At 45.0% G+C, this 12,136-nt stretch carries 15 protein-coding genes; 10 read left to right on the top strand and 5 right to left on the bottom strand.

Going from position 1 to position 12,136, the window contains the following annotated elements:
* Position 1 precedes the first annotated feature (1 nt).
* Positions 2–457 (top strand): hypothetical protein, encoded by a 456-nt coding sequence (locus R5H20_RS18770; protein WP_006638911.1) that lies wholly within the window; start codon positions 2–4, stop codon positions 455–457.
* A 21-nt stretch (positions 458–478) separates the two neighbouring features.
* Positions 479–1,210 carry a (S)-benzoin forming benzil reductase gene (locus R5H20_RS18765; protein WP_006638910.1) on the top strand — a complete coding sequence of 244 codons (732 nt, stop codon included), beginning with the start codon at positions 479–481 and terminating at the stop codon, positions 1,208–1,210.
* Positions 1,211–1,239: 29 nt separating this feature from the next.
* On the opposite strand, the gene R5H20_RS18760 is transcribed toward R5H20_RS18765, so the two are convergent.
* Positions 1,240–1,680: an NUDIX hydrolase gene (locus R5H20_RS18760; RefSeq protein WP_029418734.1), complete on the bottom strand. Its 441-nt coding sequence runs from the start codon at positions 1,678–1,680 to the stop codon at positions 1,240–1,242.
* 197 nt (positions 1,681–1,877) lie between these two features.
* Here R5H20_RS18760 and R5H20_RS18755 point away from each other — a divergent pair, with 197 nt between their 5' ends.
* On the top strand, positions 1,878–2,408 hold the full coding sequence (locus R5H20_RS18755; protein WP_006638908.1) for an HD domain-containing protein: 531 nt from the start codon (positions 1,878–1,880) through the stop codon (positions 2,406–2,408).
* On the opposite strand, the gene R5H20_RS18750 is transcribed toward R5H20_RS18755, so the two are convergent.
* The 3 genes from R5H20_RS18750 to R5H20_RS18740 form a co-directional block, all read right to left on the bottom strand.
* Positions 2,405–3,871, bottom strand: coding sequence for an esterase/lipase family protein (locus R5H20_RS18750; protein ID WP_224254435.1), 1,467 nt, complete (start codon positions 3,869–3,871; stop codon positions 2,405–2,407). The genes R5H20_RS18755 and R5H20_RS18750 overlap by 4 nt on opposite strands.
* Before the next feature lie 142 nt (positions 3,872–4,013).
* On the bottom strand, positions 4,014–4,910 hold the full coding sequence (locus R5H20_RS18745; protein ID WP_006638906.1) for a prolyl oligopeptidase family serine peptidase: 897 nt from the start codon (positions 4,908–4,910) through the stop codon (positions 4,014–4,016).
* 170 nt (positions 4,911–5,080) lie between these two features.
* Complete coding sequence (locus R5H20_RS18740) at positions 5,081–5,515, bottom strand: Rrf2 family transcriptional regulator (protein ID WP_006638905.1); 435 nt, start codon at positions 5,513–5,515, stop codon at positions 5,081–5,083.
* Between the two features lie 186 nt (positions 5,516–5,701).
* Between R5H20_RS18740 and R5H20_RS18735 the strand changes: the two genes are divergently transcribed.
* The 7 genes from R5H20_RS18735 to R5H20_RS18705 all read left to right on the top strand — a co-directional run bounded on the left by R5H20_RS18735 (position 5,702) and on the right by R5H20_RS18705 (position 11,503).
* On the top strand, positions 5,702–6,805 hold the full coding sequence (locus R5H20_RS18735) for an AI-2E family transporter (protein ID WP_006638904.1): 1,104 nt from the start codon (positions 5,702–5,704) through the stop codon (positions 6,803–6,805).
* A gap of 72 nt (positions 6,806–6,877) precedes the next feature.
* Positions 6,878–7,102 (top strand): spore germination protein, encoded by a 225-nt coding sequence (locus R5H20_RS18730; protein WP_006638903.1) that lies wholly within the window; start codon positions 6,878–6,880, stop codon positions 7,100–7,102.
* Between the two features lie 76 nt (positions 7,103–7,178).
* A complete protein-coding gene (locus R5H20_RS18725; RefSeq protein WP_006638902.1) occupies positions 7,179–7,427 on the top strand; it encodes a YueH family protein in 249 nt (82 codons plus the stop codon).
* 100 nt (positions 7,428–7,527) lie between these two features.
* Positions 7,528–7,929, top strand: a complete 402-nt coding sequence (locus R5H20_RS18720; RefSeq protein WP_006638901.1) for a YueI family protein — start codon at positions 7,528–7,530, stop codon at positions 7,927–7,929.
* 137 nt (positions 7,930–8,066) lie between these two features.
* Positions 8,067–8,618, top strand: a complete 552-nt coding sequence (locus R5H20_RS18715; RefSeq protein WP_006638900.1) for a cysteine hydrolase family protein — start codon at positions 8,067–8,069, stop codon at positions 8,616–8,618.
* Positions 8,619–8,695: 77 nt separating this feature from the next.
* A complete protein-coding gene (locus R5H20_RS18710; protein WP_236834954.1) occupies positions 8,696–10,099 on the top strand; it encodes a nicotinate phosphoribosyltransferase in 1,404 nt (467 codons plus the stop codon).
* Positions 10,100–10,285: 186 nt separating this feature from the next.
* Positions 10,286–11,503 carry an EAL and HDOD domain-containing protein gene (locus R5H20_RS18705; protein ID WP_006638898.1) on the top strand — a complete coding sequence of 406 codons (1,218 nt, stop codon included), beginning with the start codon at positions 10,286–10,288 and terminating at the stop codon, positions 11,501–11,503.
* A gap of 46 nt (positions 11,504–11,549) precedes the next feature.
* Here the strand turns inward: R5H20_RS18705 and R5H20_RS18700 are convergent, their stop codons facing one another.
* The gene (locus R5H20_RS18700) at positions 11,550–11,891 is read right to left on the bottom strand and encodes a YuzC family spore coat inner layer protein (protein WP_224254434.1); all 342 of its coding nucleotides are present in this window, start codon (positions 11,889–11,891) and stop codon (positions 11,550–11,552) included.
* Between the last annotated feature and the right edge of the window lie 245 nt (positions 11,892–12,136).

Below are 12,136 nucleotides of genomic sequence, written 5' to 3'. Positions count from 1 at the left end.
CATGAAAAATCCGAGGTTTTACAAGCTGTTGTCTGTTTCACTTGCTTTTGGGTTATCAATCATCTGGCTATGCGTTCTTGTTGCCGCGAATGGACTATATCTGTTGGAAGCCATGATCAGTTTGTTTGCCATTGTTTTTACATTGGGGGCCGTTTTGTGGCTGTTTCCTTCCCTTAGGGAGGAATACGACCAGGCGATGACGGCCTTTTTTCATACCGGCTTTGGCATTATTGGATCGTTTTTGGCTTTAGGCATCATCGTGTTCGCTTTCGTGATGATCTTAAGAAAGCGGGGCGGTCCGGGCTTAAAATGGCTCCTTATATCAGGAGCTTTTTTTCAGCTTATCGTATGGGAATCGTTCAGTTTTCTGACAGCTGCCGTTTACCTGCTGGCGGCATTTCTGCCTGATCACCAGAGGCAGCCGCTTGAGAAAAGAGCGCCTGAATCAGTACAATGATGGATAAGGAGGGAAATCCACATGCATTTATCCATTGTAACGGGGGCGTCAAAAGGCCTCGGTGAAGCGATTGCCAAAGGCCTTTTAGAGAAAGGCCATGTTGTGCACGCTTTCTCCCGCAGCAAATCCGATATCCGTCATGACCGGCTGATACAGCACGAGGCCGATCTGACGCAACTGGCTGAAACGGAAGAGCTGTTTCAGAAATTAATGGATTCGGTACAAATCTCTGATTGTTCTTCCATCACCCTGATCAACAACGCGGGAATGGTGGAACCGATCAAACGCGCGGGGGAAGCCGGCCGGGAGGAACTGAGACGCCACTATGACCTGAATTTATTGGCGCCGGTGATCCTCAGCCAGCTGTTTGCAAAATGGCTGAAAGAATTTCCGGGCAAAAAAGCGATCGTTAACATATCATCAGGCGCGGCAAAAAACCCTTATAAAGGCTGGAGCGCCTATTGCAGCTCAAAGGCGGGGCTTGATATGTTCACGAAAACATTCGGCTATGAACAGGAAGATGAGCGACATCCGGTAAAGGTGATTTCTTTCTCACCGGGGATTATGGATACCGGCATGCAGGCAGTCATTCGCTCATCATCGAAACAAGACTTTCATGAAATTGAACGATTTAAAAATTATCAAACAGAAGGAAAGCTGAGAAGCACGTCTTTTGTTGCCGGTGTTTTGCTCGATCTGCTTGAGACCGATTTTGAAAACGGCAGAGTGTATGACATCAAACAGTTTTTATAAAAAAAGGGCCTTTTCCAAGGTCCTTTTTGCTATGTTTGCAGCAATGTTGATGCCTCATGTACCGCCCAGCTCTGGTGTTCGTGAAATAAATCGGCAATTGCCCGGCGTGTGCCGATCCATTTGAGTTCATGGTCTTCCTCGGTCGGTCTGCCCACTTGCTTGCCTATCTCGCACAAATAAAAATACCCCTCGCTCAGGATATATCGATCTTCATTTGGCGAGAAAAAATAGCGCCGCGCACATCCCGCGAACTTGCCGATCGTAATATCCATTCCGATTTCTTCACGGGCTTCTCTTTTTAAGCAAGCTTCATGTGTCTCACCATGTTCGATTCCGCCTCCGGGGAGAAACAGCTTCCCGTCTTTTGTTTGCACAACGGCGATTTTCTGATCATTGAATATGAGGCCGTAAACAGCCGGCTTCCATATATATTCTATGCCTTCTTCTTTTACTCCGAATGTGGTCATCATTTCCTTGCTCCTTTCACCATCACTTCAATGATATCAATATGCCAAGCGAACGCCACAAAAAAACAGCAGCCCCGGACGGGCCGCGGATGCTATCCAACATAAGCAGATGCGGAAATTTCATTTATGATGTGTCAGATCAATTGAGATTTCCGCAAAAATATGTTAGGATTCTAAAAATATATAAAGGAGGGGTTTACATGAGAAACGTAACATTAATGGATGTATTCACCCATCCAATCGCACAAAAATATTTAAGGCGTTCAGGCGTCGCCCATGCCATCGCTTGTGCATACCATGCGTACCGCTTGGCGGTGAAAGCGGGAATCGATCCCGATATAGCGACAAAAGCGGCTCTTTTGCATGATATCGGACATTATGAATGGTACACGGACGGTCAATGGGATTATGAAAAGTACAGACAGAACGACATTCACGCCATAAAGGGAGCGGAACGCGCCCACAAGCTTTTGATCCGGCTGGGCGAGGAGCCGAAAGCGGCAAAAGAGATCGCTCTGGCGATTCTGCTTCATACCGACTCATATTTGCCTGAAGGCGACCTTGATAAAAACAAGCTGCAGCAGATTGTCAAAAAGGCGGATGAGCTTGATGAAGAACCAGGCGGACATCATCACTACCGCACAATCGATCATGAACTTGCGCTGAAAAAAATCAAACAGCTTGATCATATGGTGGATAAATCCTGTTCACCCATGAAAAAAACGGTTTAAGGGTGCAAAGGGTTATGTTCAAACCTCTGCCCTTTGTCATTTACATAAACTGATCTGATGATCGTTCGGTTAAACGGCGCGTTGTCCGCTGTTTTTCCAGAGAGATCGACCGTCACCGAATACATGCCCGCTTTTTTGAATGAAAGGCTGTGCCGGAGTCCATTTGCTGATACGGATTTGAGCTCTTTTTTCTCAACCTGCTTTCCGTTTTCATAACGGATGGAACGGACGGCGGTTTTCACATTTGCCAGGCCTGATGCTTGCGTGTTCACCGTCCTTTGAATCTGCTGGTCGAGCGGAGAGTCAAATGTGGCGACGAATAAATAGGCTTCCTTCTGCTTGACGGAAGACGAGATCGTCCATTTTCCCGAAGCCGGGTTCTTCACTGTAGCGGAATGAACAAATCCGCCCTCAAATACATCTGCTGTCTTTGACAGTGCAAAGTCCGTGACGGCTTTGCCGTGCGGGTCGGTCAGCTTGATATTTCCCGAGGAATGGCTGCTCAGCCAGTGAACGGTTACTTCTTTCACCCCTTTCTCCACTGCAAATTCTTCTTCCTGTTGACCTTTGTTCTCGCCTCCTCTGATATACGGATAAGACGTGTGCTCTTTTGATAATGATGCTGCTGGATTTGCCTGCTGTTCAATTCCTAATAAAGGCAGAAAAACGGGAAATGTGATATTTCCTTTTATGATTGAAAAATGGTCCCATTTTCCGGCATCCATATTTGTCGCATACGGAAGTCTTGCGTTTTTTTCCGTGACAGCCCCGTCATTTTGGCCAAACATGTTTAAATAGACGCCCCCGAAAAACAATACGCTGCCGAATCCCCCGATCTTATTGCCCGCCAATGTATAATAGCGCGTTTTCGCCCTGTTTGGATGGCTGTCGGCTTGCTCGCGGAATGAAGCCATATAACCGGTTTGCAATGAATAAACGGCGTCATTTTTCATGCCTAAAATGCCGGAAAGCCATCCGGCCCAGCTGCTGTACGCAAGGTCTGCCAGCTGTGACCCGTGATGGGGGGTTCCCAGTGTAATGACATGCTCGACATATCTGTAAGCGTCATGAAAGATAAGCGCTGATTGGGTATCAATGCCGCCTTTGCTGTAGGAAACGAGGATCATTTTCCGGCCGAAATGTTCATACATGTCACGAAGCTTAGACGCAAGCAGCGCTCCATTGTCCCGCATGTCTTTGTCGGGGTGGAGGTCGATAAAGGCTGTATCGTAACCGTTTTTAAATGCTTGTTCTGACATGTCATTTTTGTCAAACCATATACTGGACGAACCGTTTAAACCATGGACAAAAACAAGCGGCGGTTTTCCGGGATCGGGAGCTTCAACGGGATCACCGGGGAACCAATAGCCGGGATCGCCGTCTCCGCCTTTAAAGCCCGCTTTTGATGTAAGCGGATACAAAATCAGCAAAACGGCAATAAGCAGCACCATTTTTTTCATCATGTTCACCTCATGGTTTATTTGTAAGCGTTTTCATCTTATTTTCTGAAGGTGAACTTTATACCGATATACTGAAAAAAATTTAAAAAATATTCACAAAAGAGAGGAATATACACTGAAAGGCCGGAAATCCGGCCTTCATTATTCATGCTTTTCCAGGCTTTAAATGTTTGCGGAAGAACGATTTGACAATGTCAAGGGTATGAGCTTGGGTAAAACCGTTATGTCCGGCCCCGTTTATTTTATACATAAGGGCATCATGGCCTTCTTTTATTAAGGCTTCAAACAATTGGACGCTTTGTTCATAAGGGACGACATCATCCTGATCCCCGTGCATGATCAGAATGGGGGGCGCTTCCCTGTGAACATAGCTTATCGGACTCGCTTGTTCCGCCTGTTCTCTGTTTTCTTGAACAGCTCCGCCGATCAGCTTGGATTCCGGCGAATTGGGAGAATCATGGTCGAAGATGGACGGATATTTGCTCATGGACAGAAGATCGACCGGACCGAACCAGTCCGCAACCGCATCGACTTTGCTCGATACATGACGGTATTCGTCCGGCCCTTCAAATTCTTCAATTCCTTCAGTCAATCCAAGCAAAAGAGCCAAATGGCCGCCTGAAGAATCACCCCAGACTCCCACTCTATCGGGATCGATGTTATAGCGGGCGGCATTTGCTTTTAAAAAACGGACCGCTGTTTTCACATCGTGAAGCTGAGCCGGAAACACCGCCTCTCCGCTGCCTCTGTATTGAACGCTTGCCACGACATAGCCTTGCTCGACAAATGGAACCAGCTGGGGGATAAAGGCGGCTGTATCCTGTTTTGTCCAGCCCCATCCGCACCCTTGCAGATAAATGATCAGCGGATATGTTTCCTGATTGCCTTCTCTGTTAAATAACGCATCCATTGGATTGCGGTACACCAGCAAATGTAATGTCAAAGAAGTGTCTTCCACTTTTGTGTACTCAATATTCGGTATGAGCTGAATGTAAGAGTTGGTGTTTTGCTCCCAGTTGATTTCTTTTATATGTTTCGTCATGTTAAGTCCTCCCTTAATGTGATGGAAATCCGGGTTTGCCTGTGTTGATCACATGGTGCCCACCTCCTTTTATTTCGTTGTAATGAATATTATTACAACAAGCTGAAAAAACACAGTGTCAGACGCTCGTTGTAAGTGATATTATTACAACGAGTTGAAAAAATCATGCCTCATTGAGAAGCATTCTTTTTTTGGATGATCAGATCAGTCAATTCTCTTATAGAAATTTCTTTGAGTATAGTCTCCATGGCTGTTTGCGCTTTTAATAAAATAAGTTCAAGAACCTGGTGGATATTCGCGCCAACCCAGCAATCAGGATTGGGATTTTCGTGAGTGTGAAACAGTTCGCCTTCACCGACAACCTCGACGGCTTTATAGACATCATACAAAGAAATGGCGCCGGCATCCCGTAATAAGTGCGCGCCGCCTGTGCCGCGCTTTACTTCAATCAAGCCCGCTTTTTTCAGCAATCTGCTGATTTGGCGGATGATGACCGGATTGGTATTGACGCTGTCTGCGATTTGCTCTGATGTCAAATGGTCGCTTCGGACGTGCATCAAGGATAACATATGTACGGCTATCGTAAATCTGCTGCTGATCTTCATCAAATCACCCTTTCGTTGTAATCATTATATTTACAACGAAAGAAGCTGTCAATCTTTTTTGCTCAAAAAGGCGCTGAAATGAAACCCTGTCAAAGCTTTTTCGTATGAATGGAAGGAAAACAGTTGACAGACGTTAGTGTGAATAGTAGTTTTTAGAGTAATGAAAAAACCGGGAGGAAAAAAAGGTTGTTTAAATCAAAGACTCATTTTTGGACGGTGCAAATTTTATTGGTGCTCCTGATCGTGTTTGTTGCTACAAAAGTGTCGTTTCTTTTCGAGCCGATTATTTTATTTGTATCGACATTGTTTTTTCCGGTCTTAATTGCGGGAATTTTGTATTTTATCTTTAACCCGGTCGTACGGCTTCTCGAAAAAAAGCTCCCGAGAACCTTGTCCATCCTGCTGATCTACTTGGCGTTTGTGGCTTTGATCGGGTTTGTCTTGTCGTCTGTCGGACCTGTATTTACTAAGCAGGTTACCGATTTATTTAACAATATTCCGGACATTGTCAAGCAGATTCAAAACTTCATTAAACATTTATCCAATACGCAGTGGTTTACATGGATGATGAATCAGGATTTTGTTTCTGTATCTAAAATCGAAAGATCAATCGGGGATTTTCTGACGAATCTGCCCGAAAATATTACAGCGAGCCTGACTTCCGTGTTTGGAGTGGTTACCAATATAGCGCTGATCGCCTTGACCGTCCCGTTCATCCTGTTTTACATGCTGAAAGACGGACACCGCTTTCCGAATTTGGCTGTAAAAATTCTCCCCGATCAATATAAAAATGAAGGGCTGAAGATTTTTAAGGATTTGTATGAAACGCTTGCCGCTTATATTCAAGGACAGCTGATCGTCTGCCTGTTTGTCGGCATCGGCTGTTACATCGGCTTTTTGTTCGCCGGTGTGAAATATGCGCTGATCCTCGGTGTAATTATGACCGTGACGAACATTATACCGTATGTCGGTCCGTTTCTCGGTGCGACACCGGCGGTAATCATCGCGTTTATCGATTCACCGACTAAAGCTCTGATCGCCGTGATCGTGGTGGTGGTCGTACAGCAGATCGACGGAAATCTGGTGTCGCCGCTGATCATCGGAAAAAGGCTGAACACACATCCTTTAACAATCATTCTTCTATTGCTCGGCGCCGGAAGCTTCGGAGGCGTCCTCGGCATGATACTGGCCGTTCCATGCTACGCTCTTGCGAAGGCCTTTACGCTGAATATTGTCCGCCTCGTCCGTTTAAGACAGAGATCGAAAAAAGAAATGACAACAGAAGCTTGAGCCCGCATTTGCCAGAACCTTTTTTCTGTAGGCACATATCCTGCTAATAAAAGCAATGGCGGAGGTGGGATTATGCCCGCAATGGTGGGGCCGATTCTGATTCGGGAGGTTAACGACAACAGCGCCATTTTCGTTGGAGATGTGTTTGCCATTTCTCCAAAGACGACGCAAGCTTCCGAAATCGGAGGATGCGGAGGATTTAATGTAGGCGACTTCGGACTGGTTCATAACAAAAGAAGCATCACAAGCTTTAAAGATGCGGACGTATTCGATGCCACACAGGGATTCAACGCCTGACAGCCTCTTTTAAAAGAGGCTGTTTGTTTTTTATAGTATAATGGGAAGAAAGATAGATAGGCAGGTGTAGCAAGATATGAAAATCAGAAAAGCAAACATTGTAAGTGAAGACAAAATGATCACAGATGTGTATCTGCATGAAAATAAAAAGCAGTCTCATACGCTTGTGGCTGTGCCGGAACTGGAATGGAGCGCGCTGATTTCCTATGAAGAAGAAAAGCGGCCGCTTGTTCAAAAGCTGAAGCAGTCGCTGGCAAAAAACATGCAAACAGATGCTGCGGAGGAGCTTTCTCAAAAGATCGTCCAATGGGTAACGGAAATGTAGATAAGGGCGGGGAAGCGCGGGTTTATCCCGGTCTGTTTCATGCCATACTGATAAAAAGACCGAAAATCTTGCAACTATGACAAATCGGGAGGGTCTAGACATGAGCGACCAATCAATGGATCTATACTTGCAGCAGGGGATGCACGGAATCCGTGAAACAAAGCCGGATGAGCGCAGGCTGTTTTTAGGCTCATTAAGAGAAAGAGTGATCATCGCTTTAACAAAGGGACAAGTTCTCCGTCCGAAAGCATACGATGAAGTGATCGCGGCGATCGAATCACATTCGGATGCCACATTGCTGTTGAACGGCGAAATCGATTACTCGCGTTTTTCGGCTTATATCAAGACCGCAAACAAACAAGGGGTTCCTTTTTCAATCGTTTCAGACCAGCAGTCAGACACGCCGCTCGGGTTGATCCTCGCAGCGAAGAGTGCTGTTGAAAAAGCATCGATTTATGTACAAGACGACATTTTTGAACGTTCCATATTGAAAAAAGGCTGAAGGCTGTTTTTTTGTTTTTTCTAAAAAATCCGCCTGCAACGCGGCTTGCGGCCTGTTTCCGTCTGAATCGCCCATTCACTTGTCCGTTTAGATAAGTTATAATGTTATCTATCATACAAATGGCAGGGAGGGCGGCAATGAAAAAAGCTCTTATTTGCATCGATTATACAAATGATTTTGTCGCATCAGACGGAAAGCTGACGTGCGGGGAGCCGGCTCAAAACATTGAGGAGGCCGTGACACAGCTGACGGAAACGTTTATTGAAAACGGCGATTATGTCGTATTCGCAGTGGATGCCCATGATATCGACGACTTGCATCATCCGGAAACACGCTTGTTTCCACCCCACAATATAAAAGGCACATCAGGGAAAGCTTTATACGGAAAGCTTGACGCGCTTTTTAAACAGCATGAAAATGACAGTCATATATATTACATGGAAAAAACAAGGTATTCCGCTTTTGCGGGGACAAATCTCGAATTGAAGCTTCGTGAAAGAGACATTAAAGAACTGCATTTAATCGGCGTATGCACGGATATATGCGTGCTCCATACCGCAGTAGATGCTTATAATAAAGGGTTTGATCTTGTCATTCATCAAAACGCAGTGGCTAGCTTTAACCCGGATGGACACGACTGGGCTCTTTCCCACTTTGCAAACGCCCTGGGAGCTTCAGTGTCAGATTGAGGAAGGAGAAATGAAGGTTGGAACACCGGTTTACTGACGACAGTTTATCACTTCATACAGATCTTTACCAAATTAATATGGCGGAAACCTATTGGCGCGACGGCATTGATCAAAAAAAAGCCGTCTTTGAGCTGTTTTTCAGAAAGCTCCCTTTTGACAGCGGTTTTGCTGTTTTTGCCGGTTTGGAAAAAGCGATCGAATTTTTGCGCGCTTTCAGATTTACTGAAAGCGATTTAACATACTTAAAGGAAGAGCTTGGCTTTAAGGATGACTTTCTCGGTTTTTTAAAGGGCATGAGATTTACCGGTTCGCTTTATTCCATGCAGGAAGGGGAAATCGTTTTCGGCAATGAGCCGATCATGCGGATTGAAGCTCCTTTAGCAGAAGCGCAGCTTGTAGAAACGGCATTGCTCAACATTGTGAACTACCAAACATTAATCGCCACAAAAGCCGCGAGAATCAAAAGCGTGATCGGAGACGAAACAGCGCTTGAATTCGGAACGAGGCGCGCGCATGAAATGGATGCGGCGATGTGGGGGGCGAGAGCGGCGATCATCGGCGGCTTTGATGCCACAAGCAACGTCCGCGCCGGAAAACGGTTTGACATCCCGGTGTCAGGCACGCACGCCCATGCCCTTGTACAGGCCTATCGCGACGAATACACAGCATTTAAAAAATATGCGGAAACCCATAAAAAATGCGTGTTTTTGGTCGATACATATGATACGGTCCGTTCAGGCATTCCCAATGCGATAAAAGTAGCTAAAGAATTCGGCGATAAAATCGAATTCATTGGTATCCGCCTTGACAGCGGCGATCTTGCCTATCTGTCCAAAAAAGCCAGAGCCATGCTGGATGAAGCGGGTTTTCACGATGCAAAGGTCGTCGCATCAAGCGATCTTGATGAATATACGATCATGAATCTGAAGGCTCAAGGGGCGAAAATTGACGTCTGGGGCATCGGCACAAAGCTGATTACCGCTTATGACCAGCCCGCGCTTGGAGCGGTTTATAAACTCGTCTCAATTGAAGAAAACGGGAAGATGACAGATACGATTAAAATTTCTTCCAATCCGGAAAAAGTGACGACCCCGGGACAGAAAAAGGTGTACAGAATCATCAACCAGCTGAATCATCATTCAGAAGGAGATTACATCGCTCTAGACTATGAAAAGGTGAATGAGCAGGAGCGGCTTAAAATGTTTCATCCCGTTCATACGTTTATCAGCAAATTTGTTACGAATTTCGACGCCAAAGATCTCCATAAACCGATTTTTGAAAACGGCAAGCTCGTTTATAAAAATCCGTGCATTAAGGACATTAAGCAGTATGTTCAGGAGAACCTTAAGTTGCTTTGGGAAGAGTATAAACGGATCAGCAAACCTGAAGAATATCCGGTTGATTTAAGCGAAGCGTGCTGGAACAACAAAATGCAGCAGATTCATGAGGCGAAAATCAAAGCGATCAAAAGCCTGGATTAAAAATAAACCTGTAAACGACAGTTTATGAGCGGAACTTGGGATTGAAACAGATAATTTCTTCGGGGATTATCTGTTTTTTTATATAAAGTTTATGTTTTCGATGAATTTTTTCGTAGGTCGAAGGAACCCGCTCATTTATTTGATATACTTAGAGAAAAGGTACCTCAGTCGCTAGGGGGAAGAGGAATGAGGGTATTTGTCGCCAGACAGCCAATTTTTAACAGAAAAGAACAAGTCGTCGCATATGAGCTTTTATACAGGGAAAGCGAAAAAAACGTGTTTTCCGGAACAGACGGCGATCAAGCGACGGCAGAACTAATGATTAACAGCTTTTTAAACATCGGAATTGATAAACTGACAGAAGGCAAAAGATATTATGTAAACTTTACGGCGGGGCTTTTAGAATCAAGAATGCCGACGTACTTTGATCCCGATCAGCTAGTGATTGAGATTCTCGAAGATGTCCCGATTACCCGGAGTCTGATCGAAAGGTGCAGGCAATTGAAAAGGCTCGGCTATATGATTGCCCTTGATGATTTTTGTTTAAAGCACCGCGGACATCAAGAGCTGCTTCATCAGCTTCTGAAGTATATTGATATCTTAAAGGTCGATTTTTTCAAAACAACGCAGGCGGAAAGACAGAGCATTCTGCATTCCTGCCGTCCATACGGTTTGACCTTTCTCGCTGAGAAAGTGGAGACGAGAAAAGAGTATGAGCAGGCGGCGGCCGACGGTTTTCATCTATTTCAAGGATATTTCTTCAGCGAACCGGTCGTGATCGACGGTCAGGACATTACATATCATTTCCATGCTTATTATGAACTGCTGCATGAATTAAGCGAAGAACAGCCCGATATTCAAGTTGTCACAAATATTATCGAAAAGGATTTGTCGCTATCTTACCAGTTGCTGAAACTGCTGAACTCGCCGGCCAACCGGCCGATACAAAAAATTAAAAGCATCCGCCAGGCGATCGTGCTGCTCGGATTCAAAGAAATCAAAAGATGGATTTACATCCTTTCCTTTAAAGATTTAACGAAAAGAAAAAACTCCAGCAAAAATGAAGTCGTGAAAATTTCGCTCATCCGCGCAAAGCTTTGCGAATTGCTGGCGAAAAAAACAAATCGTCCCCAGCCTTCTTCCTATATGCTGACAGGAATGTTTTCATTTATTGATACACTTTTGCATAAGGAATTACCGGAAGTGATCAGTGAACTGCCCCTGACAGATGAAGTGGGCCAGGCTTTGCTCGGCAAAGAGAACGACTATCGGAAAATTTTAAGGCTTGCGAAATCAATTGAACGAAATAAATGGGAAGACAACTCGAAAATAGACGGCTTGACAAAAGAGGATGCATATAAATGCTATCTGGAAGCCATTGATTGGTGCCAAAAGCTGTTGTAAAAAAAAAATCCGGACCTTCTCCCCGAGAAGCCGGATTTTTTTCGTTTTAGGACCAGCGCAAAATCAGAGACATTGTGCTGTACGGATTGATTAGCACGATGTGAATGCCGTCGGGATTGAAAGATACGTCGAGCTGGCTGTGAATGCCGGTTTGCCTTAATAACGATTTGACGGTTTCTTTTTGCGAGCTCTGGGCAGCCGTCATGATTCTTCGCGCCAAATCTTGAGAAGAGGCTAACCTGTTCAAGATCCGCTGTCCGTCGGCCATAAGGCTGTGGGCTTCTTTTGCTGAGCGGAGAAGCATGGTTGTTTTGACCTCGGGAAATATCTGGCGATAGTAATGGTGCGGATACGCCCAATAAGTATTGATCATGCAACATGGAAACAAGTTGAACACCTCATTTTTTATTTTACGGGTCAAATTGCGGTTTTTGCGGTGTAAGCACAAGGAATGGTTTTTTAGGGAAAAATTACGCAATATTTTATTGCGTTGTTTTTCGGTGTTGAATCCGCGTTTGCGTTCTGAGAACCTTCACATTTTGAAGCTTTTCGACTTGGGTTACTTTCGACTCATGATCATAAAACGAACTAATTTTATCTGCATCCATGGAATGAAAGGGTTTTAAATGGAAA

Origin of the sequence: Bacillus sp. KICET-3 (assembly GCF_033261025.1) — a bacterium.
Taxonomy (GTDB): domain Bacteria; phylum Bacillota; class Bacilli; order Bacillales; family Bacillaceae; genus Bacillus; species Bacillus sonorensis.
The sequence above is the reverse complement of the archived record's forward strand: the minus strand, read 5'-3'. Positions and strand labels throughout refer to the sequence as shown.

Coding starts and splice junctions, on each gene's coding strand:
- R5H20_RS18770 (WP_006638911.1), top strand. CDS start 2: ATGAAAAATCCGAGGTTTTACAAGCTGTTGTCTGTTTCACTTGCTTTT.
- R5H20_RS18765 (WP_006638910.1), top strand. CDS start 479: ATGCATTTATCCATTGTAACGGGGGCGTCAAAAGGCCTCGGTGAAGCG.
- R5H20_RS18760 (WP_029418734.1), bottom strand. CDS start 1,680: ATGATGACCACATTCGGAGTAAAAGAAGAAGGCATAGAATATATATGG.
- R5H20_RS18755 (WP_006638908.1), top strand. CDS start 1,878: ATGAGAAACGTAACATTAATGGATGTATTCACCCATCCAATCGCACAA.
- R5H20_RS18750 (WP_224254435.1), bottom strand. CDS start 3,871: ATGATGAAAAAAATGGTGCTGCTTATTGCCGTTTTGCTGATTTTGTAT.
- R5H20_RS18745 (WP_006638906.1), bottom strand. CDS start 4,910: ATGACGAAACATATAAAAGAAATCAACTGGGAGCAAAACACCAACTCT.
- R5H20_RS18740 (WP_006638905.1), bottom strand. CDS start 5,515: ATGAAGATCAGCAGCAGATTTACGATAGCCGTACATATGTTATCCTTG.
- R5H20_RS18730 (WP_006638903.1), top strand. CDS start 6,878: ATGCCCGCAATGGTGGGGCCGATTCTGATTCGGGAGGTTAACGACAAC.
- R5H20_RS18725 (WP_006638902.1), top strand. CDS start 7,179: ATGAAAATCAGAAAAGCAAACATTGTAAGTGAAGACAAAATGATCACA.
- R5H20_RS18720 (WP_006638901.1), top strand. CDS start 7,528: ATGAGCGACCAATCAATGGATCTATACTTGCAGCAGGGGATGCACGGA.
- R5H20_RS18715 (WP_006638900.1), top strand. CDS start 8,067: ATGAAAAAAGCTCTTATTTGCATCGATTATACAAATGATTTTGTCGCA.
- R5H20_RS18710 (WP_236834954.1), top strand. CDS start 8,696: ATGGCGGAAACCTATTGGCGCGACGGCATTGATCAAAAAAAAGCCGTC.
- R5H20_RS18705 (WP_006638898.1), top strand. CDS start 10,286: ATGAGGGTATTTGTCGCCAGACAGCCAATTTTTAACAGAAAAGAACAA.